Origin of the sequence: Streptomyces violaceoruber, assembly GCF_033406955.1 — a bacterium.
Classification (GTDB): Bacteria; Actinomycetota; Actinomycetes; order Streptomycetales; family Streptomycetaceae; genus Streptomyces; species Streptomyces violaceoruber.
In genome coordinates this window covers 362,068-383,078 of the sequence record NZ_CP137734.1, presented here as the reverse complement: position 1 = coordinate 383,078, position 21,011 = coordinate 362,068, and the positions used below count along the sequence as shown (strand labels likewise).

Genomic DNA, 21,011 nt, shown 5'->3' with positions numbered 1-21,011 from the left:
GGCCCCGACCCACGCGTCGGCCGCCGGACCGCGACAGTGCGGTCCGGCGGCCGACGCGCGTGCGGGCCCCGGGTCAGCTCACTTCGGCACGGTGCAGTCGAAGGCGTGCAGGTACGGGTTGACCGGACGGATGTCGTCGATGACGAGGCCCGCGTCGGTCAGCCGGCCGACCATGCTGTCGGTGGTGTGCTTGGCTCCGCCGACGTTGAGGAGCAGCAGCAGGTCCATGGCGGTGCTGAACCGCATCGACGGGGAGTCGTCGACGAGGTTCTCGATGACGACGACCCGGGCCCCGGGGCCGCCGGCCGCCATGACGTTGCGCAGCGCGCGGGCGGTGCTGTCGTCGTCCCACTCCAGGATGTTCTTGATGACGTAGACGTCGGCACGCACCGGGATGGCCTCCCGGCAGTCGCCCGGCACGATGCGGACCCGGTCCGCGAGCGCACCGCCCTCGCGCAGCCGGGGGTCGGCGTTCTCCACCACCCGCGGCAGGTCGAGCAGGGTGCCCCGCATGGCCGGGTACTTCTCCAGCAGGCTCGCCACGACGTGGCCCTGGCCGCCGCCGATGTCGGCGACCGAGGTGCTCGCCGACAGGTCGAGGAGGGCCGCGACGTCCTGGGCCGACTGCCGGCTGGACGTCGTCATGGCACGGTTGAACACTTCGGCCGACTGGGGCGCGTCCTCGTTGAGGTAGGTGAAGAACTCCTTGCCGTACAGGCCCTCGACGACGTTGGAGCCGGTGCGCACCGCCTCGTCGAGCAGGGGCCAGGCGTCCCACGTCCACGGCTCCGTGCACCACAGGGTGATGTTGCGCAGGCTGTGCGGGTCGTCCTCGCGCAGCAGCCGGGACATGTCGGTGTGCGCGAACGTCCCGTTCCGCTGCTCGGTGAAGACGCCGTAGCAGGTCAGGGCGCGCAGCAGGCGGCGCAGCGGCTTGGGTTCGGTCTTCACCGCGGCCGCGAGGTCCTCCACGGCCATGGGGGTGTCGCCGAGCGCGTCGGCGACGCCGAGCCGTGCGGCCGCGCGGAGGGCGGCGGCACATGCCGCGCCGAACACGAGCTCCCTCAGCCGCATGGGCGGGGGTGGGGCAGTCTGTGCGGTCGTCATGCGCCGCTTTCCTTCCTTCTTCGGTCCCTGGGCCTTCTTCGGTCCACGGGTGGTTGCGGCCGGCTCAGCACAGGCCCGCGGGCTTGGAGGCGCCGCAGGTGTTGCCGGTGAAGGTGTTGCTCCTGCCGGTGTCGCCGGTTCCGGCGTTGACCAGGTCGGCGGGGGAGTTCCGGCTCAGCCGGTTGCCGTTGACCTCGTTCTTCGCGTTGGCGGTGCCCACCATGCTGGAGGCCAGGACGATGCCGCCCGACATCGACGACTTGCCCGAGTTGCCCTCGACCGTGTTGTCGGCGACCAGGACCTTCTCGACGCCGGTCAGGACGATGCCGGAACCCTGGAGCGCCTCCAGCCGGTCGGTCTTCGGGCAGGACTTGTTGTTGCGCAGGACGCGGTTGTCGCGCACGACCAGGTCACCGGCCTTGGGCGTGTTCTCGTCGCCGACGACGAAGACGCCCGCGCAGTTGCCGGTGATGTGGTTGCCCGCGACGGCGAGGTTGCGCAGGCGTCGGACGGTGACGCCGATCCGGTTGCCCTCGAGCCGGTTGTGCGCGACGAGGGTGCCCTCGGTGTCGGCGGCGCCCTCCTCGGCCTTGATGTTGTTGGCGAGGAAGATCCCCGCGTCGCCGTTGTCACGGGCGGTGTTGCCGCGGAAGACGCCGTGGACCGACCGCTCCTGGGCGATGCCCCAGACGCCGTTCTTCACCGCGTTCACGTTCCGGACCGTCAGCCCGTCGGTGGCCATGGAGAACACCCCGGTGCGGGTGAACCCGGTCACCGTCAGGTCGGAGACGGTGATGCCCTTGACGTTCTCGTCCTTCGTGCCGATCGCGCAGATGCCGTTGCCGCCCTCGGCGCAGGTGTTGGCGGCGGCCTTCTGGGTGCTGGGCCTGATGACCGTACTGCGGCCCATGCCCCGCAGGGTGAGACGCGGGGTGCTCACCTTCACGCTCTCGCGGTAGGTGCCGGTGGTGACGAGGACGGTGTCGCCCGGCTCGGCGGCGTCCACCGCCTTCTGGATCGATTCCCCGGGGTGGACCAGGTGGGTCCTGGGAACGGAGGACGCCGGGGCCGCGCCGAGCCCCGTTCCGATCATGGCTGCGGTGCACACCAGGTACACGACATGGCATTTCTTCATATTCCGAAAGGTATGCCGGACATATTCCCCGACGGCTCGGATGAGCCATCCGACGGCGTGTCATGAACGGACGCTGAACGGGTGGTTCTTGGGCACAAGGCCTACGTGATCTTCATGTCGGCCACCCGGGAAGGACGACCAACGTGACCGTGCCTGAACGCCATGTCCGAGGCGGACGCGTGAGGCGTCGCTTCGACCTCCGGGCGACGACCGTGACGTTCGGCCTCGCCGCCGTCGCCCTGGTCCTGACGGGATGGGTCGTGCGCATGGCGTTCGACGTGGCGCAGCGGCGGCCGGCCTGGGTCTTCGTCCTGGTACTCGGGGCGGTCGCGGCCGCCCTCCTGAGCCGGCGCGCGCGGAGCCGGGGCGCCGCCGCGCGGGCGGCCCTTCGTACCACGGACGCCCTGGCCGCGGCCACGGCGACGGCACTGGACGAACTGGAGCAGGGCCGCGCGGTGGAAGAGGTGGAGCACGCGTGCCCCGAGGAGGCCACCGCGGTGGTCCGCACCGAGCACGAGGAGCTCAGCCCCGACGAGTTCGAGGAGGCGATAGCGGACCTGTGCCGGCGTGACGGCTGCACCGAGGTCGAGGTGGTGGGCGGAGCGGGCGATCTCGGCGCCGACGTGCTGGCGACGGCTCCCGACGGCCGGCGGGTCGTCATCCAGTGCAAGCGCTACGGCGACGACAACAAGGTCGGCTCCCAGGACCTCCAGCGCTTCGGCGGCACCTGCTTCACCGTGCACGGTGCCGACGTGGCGGTCCTCGTCACCAGCAGCGACTTCACCGCACCGGCCGTCGAGTACGCCGCGTGGTGCGGCATAGTCTGCGTGAACGAGGAGCGGCTGCGCGACTGGTGCGAGGGCGGGGGACCGGCGCCCTGGGAGCGGCTCCTGCCCGAGGGCGACGGGACGGAGCCGCCCGAGCAGGCCACGTGGTGAGAGGGACGGCCCACCGACCCGCGGTAGGCGGGTGGAGAGGGGTTTCACCGCCGTCCAGTGGCAACCTGGGCGGCATGGGCAAGACCGCGCTGATCGTCATCGACATGATCAACACCTACGATCACCAGGACGCCGAGTCCCTGATCCCCGCCGTGGAATCCGTGCTGCCGAACGTGACCGGCCTGCTGGACCGGGCGAGGCGGCAGGGCGTCCCCGTGATCTACGTCAACGACAACTTCGGGGAGTGGCGCTCGCACCACGGCGAGATCCTCGACAAGGCCCTCTCCGGGCCGCACTCCCGGCTCGTCGAGCCGCTGAAGCCCGACGAGTCGTCCCTCTTCGTGGTCAAGGCACGCCACTCGGTGTTCTTCGAGACCCCGCTCACCTATCTGCTCCACCAGCAGGGGATCGACCGGCTCGTGCTGTGCGGGCAGGTGACCGAGCAGTGCGTGCTCTACTCGGCGCTGGACGCCCACATCCGCCATCTGCAGGTCATCGTGCCGCGTGACGCGGTGGCCCACATCCACGCCGATCTGGCGGACGCGGCGCTGCGCATGATGGAGCGGAACATGGGCGCCCGGGTGTGCGACAGCGGCGAGTTGTGGACGTGAGACGGCCCGCCGCCACCCGGCGGCGGGCCGTGTGCCCGACCTCAGCCGCGCAAGCTCCGTACGGACAGGACGACCTGCGCCGCGGAGGAGAGCGTGTCCGCGTCGTTGGCGAAGGCGGCGACCGCCTCGCCGTCGCCCGGCTCGCCCCCGGGCCAGGGGCGGGTGGCGAAGATGAGACAGGCGTACCCCCGCCGGTCGGCCGCCGCCCGCCACTCGGGAGTGGGTACGAACTGGGCGTTGACCCCCGGCATGGTGAGGGCCGCCGCACCCGGTACGACGAGCAGGCCGATCGGCAGGCCGGGCAGGGCGGTGGCGTCGAGGACGGTGTCGCCGCCCACCGCGAGTCCGGAGCGGCTCAACAACCCCTCGACGGCGGCCGGGACCGCCTCCGGGCCGCCCTCCCCGTCGCCCAGCGAACAGGCGAGGAGGAAGGGGACGTCGCCGTCGGGCGTCTCACGACTCCAGGACATGATGACGAGGGTGCCGAGGTCGGCGGTTCGCAGGGGGCGCGGGTCAGCGGAGATCGAGGTCACCGCGAAACCGTAAGCGCGCGCGGCGACGCGCCCGCCCGGCCGTCACCCGACTGGAGGACACCCCGGCCCTTCTTCACACGAACGAGGGGCGACCGGGGCTCTCGCTCGTCCGTGCTGAGACAGCCGTCCGCGGATGTCGTCGAAGTGCCGGCGCACGGCCTCCGCCGCCGCCTCCGCCGCCTCCGCCGCCTTCGCGCCGCCCGCGCGCACGGCCTCGACGGTCCCGGCGTGCATCCGGGCCGGTTCCTCGCCGTCGGCCGCCGCGCCGATCCCCCGCACCTGGGCGCGCACCCGGTGGAAGGCGCGGCCGGTGCGCGCCGCGATCCCGCCCGTCTCGCGCACCTCCGTGTCCATCGTCTCCACCAGTGCGTCCGGCTCGGCCGGGCCTTCGGCGGGGGCTTCGACGTCCCGGGCTGGCTCAACCGGCTCGTCGACAAGGAGGCGGTCCCCGACTGCCTCGCCGCCGAGGCGGCGGTGCCCGACGGCGCGGTGCCCGACGGCGCGGTGCCCGACGGCGCGGTGCCCGACGGCGCGGGGCGCGTGCGGTCGGCGCCGTGAGGCGGTGACGGGCGGGGGAGGGCACGTGCTCCGACTGGCCCAAGGCGCGGTGGCCGGTGGGGCGACCGGTGGTCACCTGGTGTAACAGTCATCTTATGATCTGTAGACGAAATGATCGTCAGAGCGACGTGCGCGGTTCGCGTGGCCGCAGGATCCGCACCGCCGCGGTAACCCTGGTCGCCGCGACCGCACTCGGGGCGACCGGCGAAGCGGTGGCCGCGCCCTCGGCGCCCCTGCGCACCGACTGGGACGCCATCGCCGCGTGCGAGTCCAGCGGCAACTGGCAGGCGAACACCGGCAACGGCTACTACGGCGGCCTGCAGTTCGCACGGTCCAGCTGGATCGCCGCCGGCGGCCTCAAGTACGCCCCGCGCGCGGACCTCGCCACCCGCGGCGAGCAGATCGCCGTGGCGGAACGCCTCGCCCGTCTGCAGGGGATGTCCGCCTGGGGCTGCGCCTGACGGTGCCAAACCGGGCCCCGGCCGCGCCGGGTTGACCGGGGTAGCCCGTGGGTGTGCACTTGCCGCCCCTCACCACCGCGTCCCGTTTCCGCCGAGCCGTGCACGGGCAGTCCCCGGCGGGGGGAGCCGAGCGGCGGCCCCGGACGTCACGTACGCCGATACGTCCGGGGCCGTCCTCGCCCCCGGCACCGTCGTGTCAGCCGCCGGCGACGCGGCGGCCCGAGTAGGCCGACCAACGGCCGTCGCGCCGGGCCACCGTGATGTCCCGGCCGAAGCAGGACGTCAGCAGGGAGCCGGTCAGGACCTCGTCCACCGCACCCCGGGACAGGATCCGGCCCTCGCGCAGCAGCAGGGCGTGGCTGACGGCCGGGGACAGCTCCTCCAGATGGTGCGTGACCGTGACGGTGGCCAGCCGCGGCCTCCTCTCGGCCAGTTGGTGCATCGCCTCGACGAGGTCCTCGCGGGAGGGCAGGTCCAGGGCGTTGAAGGGTTCGTCCAGGAGCAGCAGGGCCGGATCGGCCATCAGCGCCCGGGCGATCAGGACCCGCGCCCGCTGCCCGCCCGAGCAGACCCCGTACGGCCGGTCGGCCAGCTCCTTGACGCCGAGTTCGAGCAGCAGGTCGCGGGCCCGCAGCCGGACCTCCTCGCCGTACGTCCGCCACAGGGGCTGCACGGTGCCGCTGTGGCCGGTGAGCACCACCGCGTGGGCGGTCAGGTCCTGCGGCACCCGCTGGGCGGAGTTGACGTGGCCGATGCGCGCCCGCAGCTCACGGACGTCCACCCGGCCGAGCCGGCTGCCGAGGACCTCGACGGTGCCCGTGGTGGGGTGCATGAGCGCGCCGAGCAGCCGCAGCAGGGTGGTCTTCCCGGCCCCGTTGGCCCCCAGCAGCGCCCAGTGCTCGCCCGGCCGGACCGTCCAGTTGACGCCGTCGAGGATCAACTGGTCCGGTGTGAAGCGGCGCACGCTCACGTCCTGGAGCCGGAGCACGGCGGCCTCGTCCTCGTCGGCCTGGGAGCGGGCTGTCTGGGCGGTCATGCCGTGACTCCTTCACGCGCGGGCACCTCTCGGTCACCGCGAACACTAGATGTACTCACCACGCGCCTGCCCCGGCCGTCCGCTCCCTGGACGGGGGCCGCGGCGCGGGCGGCGGCACTCAGGACGCGGATGAGTTCCCGTACTCATCCGCGGTGCCGGGCACGGCTCATATCGTGGCGCCGTCGGTGGGACACGGAGGGGGAGCCATGGGGCGTCGGTGCACTGCGCGGGGGAGCGGACGGCGGCGGGCGGGGCGCGTCGGCGGGGGGCTCGCGGCGCTCCTGGCCGGGCTGCTGGTCACCGGCTGCGCGGCGTTCGACACCGACGACGACGTCCGGCGGGCCCGGGAACTGGCCGCGGAGTTGTACCCCGGCGAACTCGAGGTCGTGGACGCCCGGATCCTGTTCCCGGAGACCACCGGCTCGGAGGTCACCCTGTCGGTCGAGGACGACCCGGACGCGGCCGTCAGGTTCCGGGTGGACGCCGGCAAGGACCGCTGCGACGGCGGCCCGGACTGCACCGACGCCCTGCGCGAGGCGGTGGACCGGGCCCGGCGGGAGGCCCGGGACCTGCGCGCGATGCGCGAGGCCTTCGACGGCTGCGGGCACCCGGTCCTGGCCGCCGACGAGAAGCTGACGGCCCCGTGGATCGAGGCACGGGTGAGCGACGGGACGCTGGACGAGGTCCTCGCCCGCGCCGGCGCCTGCGCGCAACGCTGGGTCACGGCCCGTGCGGAACAGGGCCCGAAGGAGGTGCCCGGCTGGGTGACCGTCAATTTCGCCGCCCCCGGCACGGCCGAGGACCTCCCGGCCGCGAAGAAGAGGCTGCCCACCGTCCTGCGGCTCACCCACGGCCCGAGGCTCGCCGCCCTGGCCGGCAAGGCGTACTACGTGGCCGCGTACCCGGTCGGCGAGGACGCCGGCCACACCGTCGACGCGGCCTCGGCCCGCCTGCGGATCGTGTCGCCCCTGGAGGAGCGGCAGGCCTTCTCCCGGCGGATCGACGCGTCGGTCCTGCCCGCGCTGCGCGCGACGTACCCGGAGGCCGTGACCAGCGGCGGGGCCGGGATGGGGGTGTGGCGGCTGGAGCCGGGGACCGTCCGCCGCATGCGCGGGTACGTGCTGTTCTGCGAACGGCCGCCCGCGGACGGCGAACGCTGCCCCGGGGACCTGGCCGCTCTGGTGACCTCGGACCCGCGGGGTGGCGACGCCGAGGTCGTCGACGTCCTCACGGACATCCGCGACGAGCGCGGGGTCCTGCGCCTGCCTCCGCAGTGACGGAGGCGGGCGCAGGACCGGCGCCGGAGGACGGGAGGGGTCAGACGCCCGCCACCGACTGGATCCAGGAACGGTAGGCGGTCACGTTGGTGTACGCCGTGGTGGTCTGCCGGTCGCTGGTCGAGGCGACGCCCACCTGCACACCGCCGGCCATCATCGGACCGCCGGAGTCGCCGCCCGCGGTGATGCCGTCGACGGGACGGGCGCATATCGCCTGGCCGTAGTAGGCGTCGTAGCAGCCCTGGGTGACGCTCACGTTGGCCACCTTGAGGTACTGGGACTGGCAGTTGATCTCCGAGCCGCACCGGGAGGTCGCTCCCCAGCCGTAGACCTGCACGCTCTGGCCGACCCGCACCGTGCCCGGCTGACCGAGCCGGGCATAGGTGGCGGAGACGGAGCGGTCGAGCCGGACCAGCGCGAGGTCCGCCGAGGGGCTGGTGACGGTCTGGACGCCGTTCGCCACCGTGCCGCCGGAGCCCTGGTCGAGGCTGCCGATCCGGAAGGCGAGGTTGCCGCCGCTGACGCAGTGCTTGGCGGTGAGGATCCAGGTGGGGGAGATGATGGTCGAGGTGCAGGTCTGCCGGCCGCCCGAGAACAACCGGGCCGCCCAGGGGGCGTTCTGCGCGTAGCCGCCGCCGATGATCGGCTGGGGGCCGCCGTCACCGGGCCGGGGCTCCACCGCCGAGGCGGTAGGGGAGAGGGCGAGGGCGGACAGCAGCGCGGCCATGAGGGCGGCCAGCAGGGCGGGGACGAGTCTCGTTGTTCGCAAGGCTCCTCGATTCCGACGACACGCGCGTGCGCGCGTGCTGATGTGTGGGGGCGCCCACAGCATGTCGGGCCCGGACCCCGGCCGGGCAGTCCCGGCTTCGCATAACGCGGCGTTATGCCCGGTGGACGGGAACGGCCGGGGAGTGCGGCGGCGTTCGGGGCCGGAGCCACTACCGAAGCAGCAGTTGCACGAGGGCCACGGTGCCGACCGTCACGACCAGTATCCGCAGGACCGTGGGGCTGAAGTGGCGGCCCACCTTTGCGCCGACGTAACCGCCGAGGCCCGAGCCGACCGCGAGGAGCCCGACGGCGGTCCACTCGAAGTCCGCGGCGAAGAGGAAGAAGAGCGCGGCCACGGTGTTGACGACGGCGGACAGGACGTTCTTGACCCCGTTGAGCCGTTGCAGGGGTTCGTCCAGGAGCATGCCCATCAGGGAGAGGTAGATGATCCCCTGGGCCGCGGTGAAGTAGCCGCCGTAGACACTGGCCAGCGTCAGGCCGGTGAGGAGCAGCGGACCGCCGTCCCGGCGGGGGGAGGTGCCGGTGCGGGCCCGGCGGCGCTGGACCAGCCTGCCGATCTGCGGCTGGAACGCCACCAGCAGCAGCGCGAGGCCCACCAGGACCGGCACGACGGTCTCGAAGGCGTCGGCGGGCAGGGTCAGCAGGAGAGTGGCGCCCGCGAGGCCGCCCAGCAGCGCTCCGGAGCCGAACTTCAGGACGCGCCCGCGCTGGCCGCGCAGTTCCCTGCGGTAGCCGATGGCCCCGCTGATGGAGCCGGGGATCAGGCCGAGCGCGTTGGAGACGGTGGCGGTGACCGGCGGCAGGCCCGTGGCCAGCAGCACGGGAAAGGTGATGAGCGTTCCGGAGCCGACCACGCTGTTGATGGCGCCGGCCCCGACGCCGGCCGCGAACACCGCGGCCATGGCCTCCGGTGTCACCCCGTGCCGTCCCGAGCCGGACCCGTACTCGGCCGGAAGGTGTCTTGTGCATCTTTCACGGGGCCGACTGTACCCATCACTCGAAACCGGGTGTTTGCCGGTCTCAACCGGTCTTGCCTGGGCGCTTCTTGACGTCAATTCACCTGATCATGCGGTGATACGATCACCGCGTTTGCGGAGCGGGCGGACGGGTGAAAGACGGCATCCCCGACATGAGGGGCAGCCCGGGCAGCTACCCCCGGCGCGGGCACTCCACCGGGCCGCCCGCACGGACGGGAATTCAGCAAGCCGGCTGTCAGTCGCCTGAAGAGAGTCTTATGACGGAATACACAGGGAACCCCTTGCTCTGGGTCGCCCTCGTCGCCCTCGTCGCCGCCGCCGTGCTCATCAGCCGCCAGCGCAAGGCGGCCCGGGCGTTGCGGCAGCAGGTCCAGGGGCTCAGGGATCACTACACCGAGCTGGAGAACGATTACGGGAAATCCGTACAGGCGGCCCAGGAGCGGGCCGAGGACGAGACGAAGACCGTGCTGAAGTCCGCGATGCGGACGCTTCAGGGTCTCGCGGCCGAACAGCAGCTGGTGCTCTCCCGGCTCCAGAACAAGTACGGCGACTCGGCCCTCCTCCAGGACCTGCTGGAGATCGACCACACCAACTCGCAGTTCGGGCGGCGGGCGCAGTCCATCGCCGTGCTGTGCGACGGCTGGCTCGGCGGTCGGCGCGACACCGCCTCGGTCTACGACGTGGTGCGCAGCGCCCAGGGGCGCATCCGCCACTTCCGCCGGGTGGACATCCTCTCCCAGGCCGACTTCGGCATCACCAGCCGGGCCGTCGAACCCGTGGCCCTGGCTCTGGCCGAGCTGCTCGACAACGCCACGAGCTACTCCAGCCCGGACACCGTCGTCGAGATCAACATCCGGACCGTGCCCAAGGGCATCTGCGTCGTGGTCGACGACGCCGGTGTCGGCATGAGCGACGAGGAGCGGGCCCGCGCCGACAAGCTGCTCGCCACCGAGCGGGCCTCGGGCGTGGCGGGGCTCGGCAACCCGCCGCAGTTCGGCTTCGCCGTCATCGGCCTGCTGTGCGAACGATTCGGTTTCGAGGTGTCGGTGGACTCCTCCTCTCCCTACGGAGGTGTACGGGCGGTGGTCCTGCTGCCGCACGAACTGCTCACCGCCATGCCGGAGAAGAAGGCCCCCGCCCCCGCTCCCGCCGCCGCCCCCGCGGCCCGCGGCACGGCCCGGCCGGTCCCGGACGGCGGACCGGAGGCCGCGCTCACCTCCTCCCAGACCGACGGCGACGGTCTGCCCCGGCGCCGCCGCAAGCGGCCGATGGCCATCGTGCCCGGCAGCGCGTCCAACCCCCGCGCCGCGGGCCGCTCCGACTCCGAGCAGGCGAAGGTCATGGGTGCCTTCCAGCGCGGAACGCAGTCCGGCCGGGTCACCGAACCGGACAGCCCGGACAACGCCGGCCGGACGAGCGACACACCTGGTGCAAGCAGCGAAGGACATGAGGTCTCGTGAACGACGATCTGTCATGGATGCTCGACAGCGCCCTGGAGATTCCGGGCGCCCTGCACGCGGTCCTGATATCCGCCGACGGCCTCTTGATGGCCCGGACGCAGGACTTCGACAAGGACGACGCGGACCGGGTCGCGGCCGCCATGAGCGGTGTGCAGTCGCTCAGTCGCACCCTGGCCTTCTTCTGTGAGGACCCCAGCCAGACCTGGCGGCAGACCCTGGTCGAGTTCGACGGCGGCTGGGTCTTCCTGATCTCCGCCGGCGAGGGCGCCTACCTCGGCGTGTCCGCCTCCCCGGAGGTCGACATGGCGGACATCACCTTCCGGATGCAGCAGCTCGTCGCCCAGCTCGGCAAGCGGCTGACGACACCGCCGCGCGAGAACCTGGGCGCCCGCTCATGACCGGCCACGACGGCTGGCAGCCCGAGGCGCCCGAATTAGTGCGGCCGTACGTCATCACCAAGGGCCGCGGCCTGCCCGACGAGGACGACCTCTCCCTCATCACGCTGGTCACCGCCGCCGCCGGGCAGCCGCAGCGGCCGGCCCGGCTGTCCCCCGAGGAGCAGAGCCTGCTCGACCTCTGCTCCGCCGGCTACCTCTCGGTCGCCGAGATCGCCGGGCACACCCACTTCCCGCTGGGCGTCGTAAGGATCCTGCTGGCCTCCCTGATGGAAGGCGGGCACCTCGTGACCCGTCCGCCGGTGGCCCGCGCCCGCCTCGCGGACAAGGAGATACTGGAGGAGGTGCTCAATGGGCTCCGCGCCAAGTTTGGATGAGCGGGACTACGTACGCGACGGAGCGACCCAGACGGCGGTGAAGATCCTCGTCGTCGGGCACTTCGCGGTGGGCAAGACCACCCTCATCGGCTCCATCTCCGAGATCGAGCCGCTGTCCACCGAGGAGACGATGACGCAGGCCGCCGAGTCGGTCGACGACCTCAAGGGGGTCCAGGGCAAGACCACCACCACGGTCGCCATGGACTTCGGGCGCCTGACCATCAGCGACCGCGTCGTGCTCTACCTCTTCGGCACCCCCGGCCAGCAGCGCTTCGTGCAGATGTGGGAGGACATGGCCCGCGGCGCGCTCGGCGCCCTGGTGCTGGTCGACCCGGAGCGGCTGGCGGACTCCTTCCCGGTGATCGACCTCATCGAGCACTACGGACTCGACTACGCCATCGCCGTCAACCACTTCGACGGCGCGCCGCTGCGCGACCAACGGGCGCTGCGCGAGGCGCTCGACCTGCTCGACGACACCCCCGTCGTCACCTGCGACGCCCGTGACGAGAAGTCCTCGGCCGCCGCGCTGACCACGCTCGTCCGCTACTTGCTGGACCGCACCCGTTAGGAGTGGGAAGCAGACGTGAACGCCCACGACACCGCCCCGGTGCTCCGGCCGCGGTGATCCGCGCAACACCTCCCCAACCCGCCCCAATCGCATGAAGATCGAACGGCACGGGTAGTGAGCAACGCGGTACTCAAGTTGCTTACGAGTCAAAGGAGGTGTCGTGGACCACATATCCACGAACGCCGCTCTCCCGGCGCCGAAACCCCCGGTACCCGCCCCCCGAGGCGGGTATCGCTTTGTGCGGCTCCGGCCGGAGGCGGACCGTTGAGGGCCGCGTCGACGGGCGCGGACCCGCAGGGCGCATCCACGCTCGGTTCCTTCACCGGCGGCCAGTTGCGAAGACTCGGCTCGGTCGCCGGTCTGTCCCGCGCCGACGTCGAGACCTACGCACAGGTCCTGACCGACGCATTGGGCCCGGTGGCCCAGCGGCCGCTGAGCCTGGCGCCGCCCACCCGCACCTTCCTGTCGGACGACCACACCCCCGTGGAGTTCTCCCTCTCCTTCCGGCGAGGGGCGGCGCCCGCCATGCGGGTCCTCGTGGAACCGGGCTGCGGTGCGACCAGCCTGGCCGACAACGGCCGTGCCGGTCTTGAGGCGGTCCGCACGATGGCGCGGCGCTGGCACTTCACCACCGACGCCCTCGACGAACTCCTGGACCTGTTCCTGCCGCCCGCTCCGCAGGGCCCCCTCGCCCTGTGGTGCGCCCTGGAACTCAGGCCCGGGGGTGTACCGGGCGTCAAGGTCTATCTGAACCCGGCGGTGGGCGGGGAGGAACGTTCCGCCGCGACGGTGCGCGAGGCCCTGCGCCGGCTCGGGCACCACCAGGCCTTCGACAGCCTCCCCCAGGGCAGTGGATACCCGTTCCTCGCCCTGGACCTCGGGAACTGGACGGAGCCCCGGGCGAAGGTCTACCTGCGCCACGACAACCTCACGGCCGGTCGGGCCGCACGGCTGTCCCGGACGGACTCGGGCCTCGTGCCGACGGCGGTCGAGGGTTTCTTCCGCACCGCCGCGGGTCCCGGCTCCGACGCGGGTGGGCTCGACGGGCGGCCTGCTCAGTCCTGCCACTCCTTCACCGACCCCGGCGCGGAGCGGCCGAGCGGCTTCACCCTGTACATCCCGGTTCGTGACTACGTCCGGCATGACGGGGAGGCCCTGGCGCGGGCGTCCACCGTGCTGCACCACCACGGCATGGACGCCTCCGTGCTCCACCGCGCCCTGGCCGCCCTCACCGAGCGGCGGCCCGAGGACGGGGTGGGCCTGATCGCCTACCTGGCCCTCGCCGGCCAACGGGACCAGCCGCCGCGGGTGACGGCCTACCTCTCCTCGGAGGCCTACACGGTCCGGCCGCCGGTCGTGGAGACCGTCCGCCAACCGCTGTCGGTCGGCTGAACGGAACGTCCGCCGGCGAAACAGGGCCCCCGGCGCGATCCGCCGGGAGCCCTGGGCGCGGTCACGGCCGGGCGTGACCGCCGACCGCGTCGTGCGGGACGGTCACACGGGCAGTGGCTCCCGGAACTCCGCCAGGTAGGGACTCACGTCGACCTGGATCGAGGCGCCGCGAGTGCGGCCGTAACGTTCGACGATGCCGGCCAGGTACGTACTGATCTCCTCGCGCATCTCCTCGGTGCCCGGCAGCGCGGCGGCGCCGTCGACGAGGCGCGCCACCCACTGGGCCTGGGCCTCCACCAGCCGGGTGAGGGCACCCGCGGGCCGCACCAGTCCCACGAAGTACAGACCGGGCCGGTCGGCCGGGACGATCCGCCGGTAGAGCTCGACCGCGCCGTCGGCCGCGACCGGGCAGCCCGGGGGCAGGAAGGGGAAGGTCATGTGGAATCCGGTGCAGTAGACGACCGTGTCGGCGGCCTCGGAGCTGCCGTCCGTGAACACGACCCGGTCGCTCTCGAACGAGGCGATCGCGGGCTTCGGGGTCACCGCACCGTGCCGGATCCGGCTGAGGATCTCGTCCGAGAGGGTCGTCGCGGAGGAGAGGATCGGGTGGTCGGGCTCGGGCAGGCCGTAGTCCGACAGCCTGCCCCGGGCCACCAGCAGGGCCTGCTCCACCCACCTGCGCCGCTCGGCGAAGGGCATCTCGTTCCACCACGGGGCTTCGGCGATCTCGTCGAGGGACATCCCGAAGACCTGCTTGGGCACGATGTGCAGCCCCCGGCGCACCGACAGCAGGGTCCGCTCCGCGTGCCGGGAGAGGTCCGCCGCGATGTCCACCGCGGAGGCCCCGAGGCCCACCACGACGACGCGCCGGCCGGTGAAGTCGCCGCCGTCGCGGTAGTCGAGGGAGTGAAGAATCGTTCCGGCAAAGGAGTCGGCGCCGGCCGGAAGGGGATCGGGCAGGGCCGGGTCGGTGTGGTGCCCCGAGGCGACGACCACCTGCTCGAACCGGCGTGCGGACTGCGCGCCGTCCGCGTCCCGGCTGACGACCGTCCAGCTGCCGTCCGAGTCCTGGCGCACGGACAGCACCTCGGTCCGCAGCTCCACGTGGTCGAGGAGCCCCGCCCACTCGGCGAAGGACCGCAGATAGGCGGCGACCTGGTCGTGCCGGGGATAGAGGGGGTAGTCGGACGGCATCGGGAAGTCCGCGTAACCGGTCAGCTGCCTGGCGGTGTTCAGGTGCAGGGACTGATAGCCCGGACCCCGCTCACCGGCCCCCGGCTGACGCCAGATCCCGCCGACGTCGGGCGCCTTCTCCAGGCAGACGAAGGAGATGCCGCGCTCCTTCAGGGCATGGCCCATCGCCAGCCCCGACAGGCCTGCACCGATCACACACACACGCACGGGATGTCCCCCCAGGATGTACTCAACCTCCCCCGATCATGTCTTTACTGCCCATCCGTTTCTTCTCGCACACCGGCACGACCGGTGAACGGACGTGTCCGTGCTCACGTTTCACGCGCCCCGCTGGTCCCACACCCGGCGGATCTTGCCGAGCGAGCGCTCCAGGGTCTCCGGCTCCACGACCTCCACCTCCACGGTCACGCCCACACCGTCCTTGACGCCCTGGGCGATCGCCCTCGCGGCGGCATCGCGCTGCTCGGGAGCGGCGTCGGGCCGGGCCTCCACCCGCACCGTCATGTGGTCCATGCGGCCGCGTTCGGTGAGCCGCATCTGGAAGTGCGGGGCGACGCCCGGCGTGCGCAGCACGATCTCCTCGACCTGGGTGGGGAAGACGTTCACCCCGCGCAGGATGATCATGTCGTCGCAGCGGCCGGTGACCTTCCGCATCCGGCGGAAGGCGGGGCGCGCGGTGCCCGGCAGCAGGCGGGTCAGGTCGCGCGTGCGGTAGCGGATCACCGGGAGCGCCTCCTTGGTGAGGGAGGTGAAGACGATCTCGCCCTCCTCGCCCCCGGGCAGCACGGCGTCCGTGAGCGGGTCCACGACCTCGGGGTAGAAGTGGTCCTCCCAGATGTGCAGCCCGTCCTTGGTCTCGACGCACTCCTGTGCCACGCCGGGGCCGATCACCTCGGACAGGCCGTAGATGTCGACGGCGTGGATGTCCATGCGCTCCTCGATCTCGCGCCGCATCTCCTCGGTCCACGGCTCGGCGCCGAAGATGCCGACCTGGAGGGAGCTGGTGCGCGGATCGACGCCCTGGCGCTCGAACTCGTCGAGCAGGGTGAGCATGTAGGACGGGGTGACCATGATGATCTCGGGCCGGAAGTCCTGGATGATCTGCACCTGGCGCGCCGTCATGCCGCCGGAGGCCGGGATCACCGTGCAGCCGGCGCGCTCGGCCCCGTAGTGGGCACCGAGACCGCCGGTGAACAGGCCGTAGCCGTAGGAGATGTGGACCTTGTGGCCGGGGCGGCCGCCCGCGGCGCGGATCGAACGGGCTACCACGTCCGCCCACATGGACAGGTCGTTCTCGGTGTACCCGACGACGGTGGCGCGGCCGGTGGTGCCGCTGGAGGCGTGCACGCGCCGCACGTCGGCCATCGGGACGGCGAACATGCCGAAGGGGTAGGTGTCCCGCAGGTCCGCCTTGGTGGTGAAGGGGAACCTGGACAGGTCGGCCAGGCTGCGGCAGTCGTCGGGGGCCACCCCGGCGGCGTCGAACTTCTTGCGGTACAGCTCCACGTTGTCGTAGGCGTGCCGCAGGGTCGCGCGCAGGCGGTCGAGCTGGAGCTCCCGGAGCTGCTCGCGGGACAGGCGCTCGGCGTCGTCCAGCAGGTCGTGGGGGAGGGGCTCGCCCCGTCGGGGTGCCGGGGCCGTCCCGGTCGTCGGCTCGCTGCTCATCGCGACTCCTTCGTCGTGCCCGGCGTCTCGCGCGCCGTGTCCTGCCGCGCGTCGCGGCTGCCTGCGTCGTCCCGCGCACTCCGGTCGCGCCCGTCGTCCCGCACGCTGCGGCTGCGCCCCCGGAACTCCGCGACCACCTCGTCGCCGCGCCGCACGCTCACGTCGTAGATCCCGCTGCGTCCGTACCGGACCCGCTCCTCGGCGCGGGCCACGAGCACGTCGCCCTCGCGGGCCGGGGCGACGAAGACGATGTCGGCGCCGGCCGCCACGGTCACCGGCCCGTGGCTGTTGCAGGCGCAGGCGAAGGCGGTGTCGGCCAGCAGGAAAAGGAACCCTCCGTGGGCGATCCGGTGTCCGTTCACCATCGCCGGGGTCACGGTCATACGGACCAGCGCGGTCCCCTCCCCGTGCTCCACCAGCTCGATCCCGAGCCCCCGGGAGGCCTCGTCCGCGGAGAACATCGCCTCCGTCGGCGTCTGCTCAGTGGCCTGCGACACCGTATCCACCACCTTGTCTCCCGACCGACCATTCGGTTAGCGCGCGGCAAGGCCAAGTAATCCAGCCACGCGGCGGGACTGTCAAGAGTGTGACCGGCGAGGTCCGGCTCTTGCCCGGCGCACGGAAACACGTCACACTGATACCGAACGAATGGTCGGTTGGGAAGCTGGTGACGATGACCACGACACACGCCGCCGAGGCGCCGCCCCCGGACGCGCCGGACGGGCTCCAGGAGCACTTCGACGCGACGATCGCGCGCGACCAGCGCATCGAGCCGCGGGACTGGATGCCCGACGGGTACCGCAAGACGCTGGTACGGCAGATCGCCCAGCACGCGCACTCGGAGATCATCGGCATGCAGCCCGAGGGCGAGTGGATCACCCGGGCCCCGTCGCTGCGCCGCAAGGCGATCCTGTTCGCCAAGGTCCAGGACGAGGCCGGGCACGGGCTGTACCTGTACTCGGCGGCCGAGACGCTCGGCGCGGACCGCGACGACCTCACCGAGCGGCTGATCGAGGGGCGCCAGAAGTACTCGTCGATCTTCAACTACCCGACCCTGAGCTTCGCCGACGTCGGCGTGATCGGCTGGTTCGTGGACGGCGCCGCGATCTGCAACCAGGTGCCGCTGTGCCGCAGCTCCTACGGGCCCTACGCGCGCGCGATGGTGCGCATCTGCAAGGAGGAGTCCTTCCACCAGCGGCAGGGCTACGAGCTGCTGATGACGATGATGCGCGGCACCGACGCCCAGCGCGAGATGGTCCAGGACGCGGTGAACCGCTGGTGGTGGCCGTCCCTGATGATGTTCGGCCCGCCCGACGACGCCTCGCCCAACTCGGCGCGCTCCATGGCCTGGAAGATCAAGCGGCACAGCAACGACGAACTGCGCCGCCGCTTCGTCGACATGACCGTCCCGCAGGCCGAGAAGCTCGGCGTCACCCTGCCCGACCCGGAGCTGCGCTGGAACGAGGAGAGCGGTCACCACGACTTCGGCACCCCCGACTGGGACGAGCTGATGCGCGTCATCAAGGGCGACGGCCCCTGCAACGACCGGCGGATGGAGCGGCGGCGCACCGCCCACGAGGAGGGCGCCTGGGTGCGTGAGGCGGCCACCGCCCACGCCGCCAAACAGGCCGCCCGCGCGGAGAAGGGAGCGGTGGCATGACCCCCGAGACGGCCCGGAAGCCCGACGGGCGGGGCTGGCCGCTGTACGAGGTGTTCGTGCGCGGCAAGCGCGGCCTCAACCACGTCCACGTCGGCTCGCTGCACGCCGCCGACGACGCCATGGCGCTCACCCACGCCCGCGACCTCTACACCCGGCGCAACGAGGGCGTGAGCATCTGGGTGGTGCGCTCCGAGCACATCGCCGCCTCCACCCGGGACGAGAAGGACCCCTTCTTCGCCCCCAGCGCCGACAAGGTCTACCGCCACCCGACCTTCTACGACATCCCCGACGACGTCCCGCACATCTAGGAGCAGGGTATGAGCGACGACCACGTCTACCTCACCCTGGCCGAGGGGCACGAGGACGACACCCGCTGGGCCTACGGCACCGGCTTCGAGGACCCGCTGCACGGCGTCGACACCACCGTGCCCGAGGGCGTCGACGCCACAGCGCTGGCCGCCGAGTGCGTCGCGCTCGCCGACGACGCCCTGGTGAGCGCCCAGCGGCTGGCCGAGTGGGTCACCCGGGCGCCGGAGCTTGAGGAGGAGGTGGCGCTGGCCAACATCGGGCTCGACCTGCTCGGCCAGGCCCGCCTGCTGTACTCGCGCGCCGGTCAGGCCGACGGCACCGGCCGCGGCGAGGACGCGTACGCCTACTTCCGCGATGCCGGCGACTTCCGCAACGTCCGCCTGACCGAACTCCCGGGCGGCGACTTCGCGTTCGCCGTCGTGCGGCTGCTGGTGCTCTCCAGCTGGCGGCTGGCCCACTTCCGGCGGCTGGAGACACACCCCGACCCGGTGCTCGCGGCGGTCGCCGCCAAGGGCGTCAAGGAGCTGACCTACCACCGGCAGTACGCCGCCGAGTGGTGCGTGCGCCTGGGCGACGGCACCGACGAGTCGCACCGCCGGATGCGCGCCGCACTGGACGAGGTCGCCCCGTACCTGGGTGAGCTGCACACGGCGTACGACGTCCGGGACGAGGTCGCCGACGACCTGCGCCAGGTCACGGAGGCCGCCGGGCTGCCCCTGCCCGTGTACCGGCCGCTGCCCGGCTCGGGCCGGGCCGGCGAGCACACCGAACACCTGGCGCCGCTCCTGACCGAGCTGCAGGGCATCGCCCGCGCCCACCCGGAGGCGACATGGTGACCCGGGACCCGGCGCTCGCGGACGCGCGCCGCGCCCGGCACGTCGCCGAGCAGGTGCCCGACCCCGAGCTGCCCATGCTGACCCTCGCCGATCTCGGCGTGCTGCGCGACGTCGAGGTGGACGGGGACGGCACCGTGGTCGCCAGCCTGACCCCCACCTACTCGGGCTGCCCGGCCATGGCCGAGATGCGGGCGGACGTCGCCGCGCGGCTGCGCGCGGCGGGCTACCCGCGTGTGGAGATCCGCACCGTCCTGGACCCGCCCTGGACCAGCGACTGGATCACCGAGTCCGGCCGCGGCAAGCTCGCCGAGCACGGAATCGCCCCGCCCGGCGCCGCACCCCGCGGCCCGGTCTCCCTGGTGCTGTCGCCCACCCGGCCCGCGGTGCCCTGCCCCCGCTGCGGCTCGGCGGACACCGAGGAGACCTCCCGCTTCGCCGCCACGTCCTGCAAGGCGCTGTGGCGCTGCCGGGCCTGCCGCGAGCCGTTCGAGTACGTCAAGGAGATCTGATGGCCCCGACCGCCCCTGTCCCGGCGGCCCCGGTGCGCACCCGCCGCCGGCCCGCCTTCCACCGTCTGCGCGTCGCGGCCGTCGAGCGGCTGTGCGCGGACGCGGCGGCCGTGAGCTTCGAGATCCCCGACGAGCTGGCCGGGGAGTTCGTCTTCGCGCCCGGTCAGTCGCTCACCCTGCGGCGCGAGGTGGACGGCCGGGACGAGCGCCGCTCCTACTCGATCTGCGCACCGGCCGGTTCGGCGCCGCGCATCGGGGTCCGCGTGGTGCCGGGCGGACTGTTCTCGGCGTGGCTGGTCGACGAGGTGCGGCCGGGCGACACCGTCGAGGTGATGGCGCCCACCGGCCTGTTCACACCCGACCTTTCCACCCCCGGCCACCACGTCCTGGTCGCGGCCGGTTCGGGCATCACGCCGATGGTGTCCATCGCCGAGTCGGTGCTCGCCGCCGACGACCGCTCCACCGTCACCCTCTTCTACGGCAACCGCCGCACGGACACCGTGATGTTCGCCGACGAGCTGGCCGACCTGAAGGACCTCCACCCGACCCGCTTCCACCTCGCCCACGTGCTCTCCCGTGAACCCCGGGAGGCCGAGGTGCTCTCCGGCCGCCTGGACGCCGGACGGCTCGCGGCGCTCGTCGGCTCCCTGGTGGACGTGGAGCGGGCAGATCACTGGTGGCTGTGCGGACCGCAGGGCATGGTCGCCGACGCCCAGCAGGTCCTGACCGGCCTCGGCGTCCCGGCCGGGCGCGTCCACCGGGAGCTGTTCTACGCCGACGACGAGCCCGTGCGGGAGGTGCGCCATGAGGAGAGCGGCCCCGAGGGCCCCGTCAGTGAGGTCACGATCACCCTGGACGGCCGCTCGACGACCTCCTCGCTCTCCCGCGAGCGGTCGGTGCTCGACGGGGCCCAGCAGACCCGCCCCGACCTGCCCTTCGCCTGCAAGGGCGGGGTCTGCGGGACCTGCCGGGCGCTCGTCACCGACGGCAGTGTCGACATGCGCCGCAACTACGCGCTCGAAACCGCCGAGGTCGACGCGGGCTACGTCCTGACCTGCCAGTCGTACCCGGTCTCCGAGAAACTGACCGTGGACTACGACAGCTGACCGGGTGACACCCCGCCCGAGGCTAGGGGGTGTCGTTTGGATCTTGCCGGGGTCGCGGGGTCTGGCACGCAGATCTGCGGCGTTGTCGTCGGTTGCCAGGGCTCCGCCCTGTCGCCCT

General features: G+C 72.4%; 24 protein-coding genes. 15 read left to right on the top strand and 9 right to left on the bottom strand.

All coding sequences use genetic code 11. The features are described from left to right. Window positions 1-78 precede the first annotated feature (78 nt). Together R2E43_RS01885 and R2E43_RS01880 are read right to left on the bottom strand one after the other, a co-directional pair. Complete coding sequence (locus R2E43_RS01885) at window positions 79-1,107, bottom strand: methyltransferase (RefSeq protein ID WP_003971690.1); 1,029 nt, start codon at window positions 1,105-1,107, stop codon at window positions 79-81. A gap of 64 nt (window positions 1,108-1,171) precedes the next feature. Then, window positions 1,172-2,242: a right-handed parallel beta-helix repeat-containing protein gene (locus R2E43_RS01880; RefSeq protein ID WP_003971689.1), complete on the bottom strand. Its 1,071-nt coding sequence runs from the start codon at window positions 2,240-2,242 to the stop codon at window positions 1,172-1,174. Between the two features lie 143 nt (window positions 2,243-2,385). Here R2E43_RS01880 and R2E43_RS01875 point away from each other — a divergent pair, with 143 nt between their 5' ends. After that, window positions 2,386-3,180, top strand: a complete 795-nt coding sequence (locus R2E43_RS01875) for a restriction endonuclease (RefSeq protein WP_011031675.1) — start codon at window positions 2,386-2,388, stop codon at window positions 3,178-3,180. A gap of 74 nt (window positions 3,181-3,254) precedes the next feature. Next, complete coding sequence (locus R2E43_RS01870; protein ID WP_003971687.1) at window positions 3,255-3,791, top strand: isochorismatase family cysteine hydrolase; 537 nt, start codon at window positions 3,255-3,257, stop codon at window positions 3,789-3,791. A 41-nt stretch (window positions 3,792-3,832) separates the two neighbouring features. On the opposite strand, the gene R2E43_RS01865 is transcribed toward R2E43_RS01870, so the two are convergent. Then, window positions 3,833-4,324, bottom strand: a complete 492-nt coding sequence (locus tag R2E43_RS01865) for a DUF5949 family protein (RefSeq protein ID WP_003971686.1) — start codon at window positions 4,322-4,324, stop codon at window positions 3,833-3,835. 228 nt (window positions 4,325-4,552) lie between these two features. On the opposite strand from R2E43_RS01865, the gene R2E43_RS01860 reads away from it, so the two are divergent. Together R2E43_RS01860 and rpfE are read left to right on the top strand one after the other, a co-directional pair. Beyond that, window positions 4,553-4,882 carry a hypothetical protein gene (locus R2E43_RS01860; RefSeq protein WP_332055837.1) on the top strand — a complete coding sequence of 110 codons (330 nt, stop codon included), beginning with the start codon at window positions 4,553-4,555 and terminating at the stop codon, window positions 4,880-4,882. Window positions 4,883-4,977: 95 nt separating this feature from the next. Then, window positions 4,978-5,343 carry a resuscitation-promoting factor protein RpfE gene (gene rpfE / locus R2E43_RS01855; protein WP_003971684.1) on the top strand — a complete coding sequence of 122 codons (366 nt, stop codon included), beginning with the start codon at window positions 4,978-4,980 and terminating at the stop codon, window positions 5,341-5,343. A gap of 196 nt (window positions 5,344-5,539) precedes the next feature. On the opposite strand, the gene R2E43_RS01850 is transcribed toward rpfE, so the two are convergent. After that, window positions 5,540-6,379, bottom strand: a complete 840-nt coding sequence (locus tag R2E43_RS01850) for an ABC transporter ATP-binding protein (protein ID WP_329429518.1) — start codon at window positions 6,377-6,379, stop codon at window positions 5,540-5,542. Between the two features lie 206 nt (window positions 6,380-6,585). Here R2E43_RS01850 and R2E43_RS01845 point away from each other — a divergent pair, with 206 nt between their 5' ends. Then, window positions 6,586-7,656, top strand: coding sequence for a lipoprotein (locus R2E43_RS01845; protein WP_003971682.1), 1,071 nt, complete (start codon window positions 6,586-6,588; stop codon window positions 7,654-7,656). A gap of 40 nt (window positions 7,657-7,696) precedes the next feature. On the opposite strand, the gene R2E43_RS01840 is transcribed toward R2E43_RS01845, so the two are convergent. After that, window positions 7,697-8,425, bottom strand: a complete 729-nt coding sequence (locus R2E43_RS01840; RefSeq protein ID WP_016328090.1) for a S1 family peptidase — start codon at window positions 8,423-8,425, stop codon at window positions 7,697-7,699. 169 nt (window positions 8,426-8,594) lie between these two features. After that, window positions 8,595-9,347 carry a sulfite exporter TauE/SafE family protein gene (locus tag R2E43_RS01835; RefSeq protein ID WP_173943926.1) on the bottom strand — a complete coding sequence of 251 codons (753 nt, stop codon included), beginning with the start codon at window positions 9,345-9,347 and terminating at the stop codon, window positions 8,595-8,597. Between the two features lie 332 nt (window positions 9,348-9,679). Here R2E43_RS01835 and R2E43_RS01830 point away from each other — a divergent pair, with 332 nt between their 5' ends. The 5 genes from R2E43_RS01830 (at window position 9,680) to R2E43_RS01810 (ending at window position 13,614) form a co-directional block, all read left to right on the top strand. Continuing rightward, window positions 9,680-10,882 (top strand): ATP-binding protein, encoded by a 1,203-nt coding sequence (locus tag R2E43_RS01830; RefSeq protein ID WP_011031678.1) that lies wholly within the window; start codon window positions 9,680-9,682, stop codon window positions 10,880-10,882. Further along, on the top strand, window positions 10,879-11,280 hold the full coding sequence (locus tag R2E43_RS01825; RefSeq protein WP_003971678.1) for a roadblock/LC7 domain-containing protein: 402 nt from the start codon (window positions 10,879-10,881) through the stop codon (window positions 11,278-11,280). Before R2E43_RS01830 ends, R2E43_RS01825 begins: the two co-directional genes overlap by 4 nt. Next, a complete protein-coding gene (locus R2E43_RS01820; protein WP_003971677.1) occupies window positions 11,277-11,654 on the top strand; it encodes a DUF742 domain-containing protein in 378 nt (125 codons plus the stop codon). Before R2E43_RS01825 ends, R2E43_RS01820 begins: the two co-directional genes overlap by 4 nt. Further along, window positions 11,629-12,222 (top strand): GTP-binding protein, encoded by a 594-nt coding sequence (locus R2E43_RS01815; RefSeq protein WP_003971676.1) that lies wholly within the window; start codon window positions 11,629-11,631, stop codon window positions 12,220-12,222. The genes R2E43_RS01820 and R2E43_RS01815 overlap by 26 nt, the downstream gene beginning before the upstream one ends. Before the next feature lie 264 nt (window positions 12,223-12,486). After that, the gene (locus tag R2E43_RS01810; RefSeq protein WP_326647006.1) at window positions 12,487-13,614 is read left to right on the top strand and encodes a tryptophan dimethylallyltransferase family protein; all 1,128 of its coding nucleotides are present in this window, start codon (window positions 12,487-12,489) and stop codon (window positions 13,612-13,614) included. A gap of 102 nt (window positions 13,615-13,716) precedes the next feature. On the opposite strand, the gene R2E43_RS01805 is transcribed toward R2E43_RS01810, so the two are convergent. From R2E43_RS01805 to paaI, 3 genes are all read right to left on the bottom strand, one after another. Then, the gene (locus R2E43_RS01805; RefSeq protein ID WP_326647005.1) at window positions 13,717-15,015 is read right to left on the bottom strand and encodes a flavin-containing monooxygenase; all 1,299 of its coding nucleotides are present in this window, start codon (window positions 15,013-15,015) and stop codon (window positions 13,717-13,719) included. Between the two features lie 111 nt (window positions 15,016-15,126). Beyond that, window positions 15,127-16,473: a phenylacetate--CoA ligase PaaK gene (gene paaK, locus R2E43_RS01800; RefSeq protein WP_136208965.1), complete on the bottom strand. Its 1,347-nt coding sequence runs from the start codon at window positions 16,471-16,473 to the stop codon at window positions 15,127-15,129. Continuing rightward, complete coding sequence (gene paaI, locus R2E43_RS01795; protein ID WP_011031682.1) at window positions 16,470-16,982, bottom strand: hydroxyphenylacetyl-CoA thioesterase PaaI; 513 nt, start codon at window positions 16,980-16,982, stop codon at window positions 16,470-16,472. The genes paaK and paaI overlap by 4 nt, the downstream gene beginning before the upstream one ends. A 164-nt stretch (window positions 16,983-17,146) precedes the next feature. On the opposite strand from paaI, the gene paaA reads away from it, so the two are divergent. From paaA to paaE, 5 genes are read left to right on the top strand one after another with little or no spacing between them, the layout of a single operon-like run. Further along, window positions 17,147-18,133: a 1,2-phenylacetyl-CoA epoxidase subunit PaaA gene (gene paaA / locus R2E43_RS01790; RefSeq protein ID WP_011031683.1), complete on the top strand. Its 987-nt coding sequence runs from the start codon at window positions 17,147-17,149 to the stop codon at window positions 18,131-18,133. Next, window positions 18,130-18,441 (top strand): 1,2-phenylacetyl-CoA epoxidase subunit PaaB, encoded by a 312-nt coding sequence (gene paaB, locus R2E43_RS01785; RefSeq protein ID WP_003971670.1) that lies wholly within the window; start codon window positions 18,130-18,132, stop codon window positions 18,439-18,441. The genes paaA and paaB overlap by 4 nt, the downstream gene beginning before the upstream one ends. Before the next feature lie 9 nt (window positions 18,442-18,450). Next, window positions 18,451-19,278, top strand: coding sequence for a 1,2-phenylacetyl-CoA epoxidase subunit PaaC (paaC, locus tag R2E43_RS01780; protein ID WP_011031684.1), 828 nt, complete (start codon window positions 18,451-18,453; stop codon window positions 19,276-19,278). After that, window positions 19,272-19,787 (top strand): 1,2-phenylacetyl-CoA epoxidase subunit PaaD, encoded by a 516-nt coding sequence (gene paaD, locus R2E43_RS01775; RefSeq protein ID WP_030868899.1) that lies wholly within the window; start codon window positions 19,272-19,274, stop codon window positions 19,785-19,787. The genes paaC and paaD overlap by 7 nt, the downstream gene beginning before the upstream one ends. Beyond that, on the top strand, window positions 19,787-20,893 hold the full coding sequence (gene paaE / locus R2E43_RS01770; protein WP_003971667.1) for a 1,2-phenylacetyl-CoA epoxidase subunit PaaE: 1,107 nt from the start codon (window positions 19,787-19,789) through the stop codon (window positions 20,891-20,893). Before paaD ends, paaE begins: the two co-directional genes overlap by 1 nt. Window positions 20,894-21,011: the final 118 nt, after the last annotated feature.

Bases quoted from the DNA above. Each gene is read 5' to 3' on its own strand.
- paaD (WP_030868899.1), top strand. From the start codon at position 19,272: ATGGTGACCCGGGACCCGGCGCTCGCGGACGCGCGCCGCGCCCGGCAC.
- paaC (WP_011031684.1), top strand. From the start codon at position 18,451: ATGAGCGACGACCACGTCTACCTCACCCTGGCCGAGGGGCACGAGGAC.
- R2E43_RS01850 (WP_329429518.1), bottom strand. From the start codon at position 6,379: ATGACCGCCCAGACAGCCCGCTCCCAGGCCGACGAGGACGAGGCCGCC.
- R2E43_RS01830 (WP_011031678.1), top strand. From the start codon at position 9,680: ATGACGGAATACACAGGGAACCCCTTGCTCTGGGTCGCCCTCGTCGCC.
- rpfE (WP_003971684.1), top strand. From the start codon at position 4,978: ATGATCTGTAGACGAAATGATCGTCAGAGCGACGTGCGCGGTTCGCGT.
- R2E43_RS01820 (WP_003971677.1), top strand. From the start codon at position 11,277: ATGACCGGCCACGACGGCTGGCAGCCCGAGGCGCCCGAATTAGTGCGG.
- paaE (WP_003971667.1), top strand. From the start codon at position 19,787: ATGGCCCCGACCGCCCCTGTCCCGGCGGCCCCGGTGCGCACCCGCCGC.
- paaA (WP_011031683.1), top strand. From the start codon at position 17,147: ATGACCACGACACACGCCGCCGAGGCGCCGCCCCCGGACGCGCCGGAC.
- R2E43_RS01885 (WP_003971690.1), bottom strand. From the start codon at position 1,107: ATGACGACCGCACAGACTGCCCCACCCCCGCCCATGCGGCTGAGGGAG.
- paaB (WP_003971670.1), top strand. From the start codon at position 18,130: ATGACCCCCGAGACGGCCCGGAAGCCCGACGGGCGGGGCTGGCCGCTG.
- R2E43_RS01870 (WP_003971687.1), top strand. From the start codon at position 3,255: ATGGGCAAGACCGCGCTGATCGTCATCGACATGATCAACACCTACGAT.
- R2E43_RS01880 (WP_003971689.1), bottom strand. From the start codon at position 2,242: ATGAAGAAATGCCATGTCGTGTACCTGGTGTGCACCGCAGCCATGATC.
- paaK (WP_136208965.1), bottom strand. From the start codon at position 16,473: ATGAGCAGCGAGCCGACGACCGGGACGGCCCCGGCACCCCGACGGGGC.
- R2E43_RS01815 (WP_003971676.1), top strand. From the start codon at position 11,629: ATGGGCTCCGCGCCAAGTTTGGATGAGCGGGACTACGTACGCGACGGA.
- R2E43_RS01835 (WP_173943926.1), bottom strand. From the start codon at position 9,347: ATGGCCGCGGTGTTCGCGGCCGGCGTCGGGGCCGGCGCCATCAACAGC.
- R2E43_RS01845 (WP_003971682.1), top strand. From the start codon at position 6,586: ATGGGGCGTCGGTGCACTGCGCGGGGGAGCGGACGGCGGCGGGCGGGG.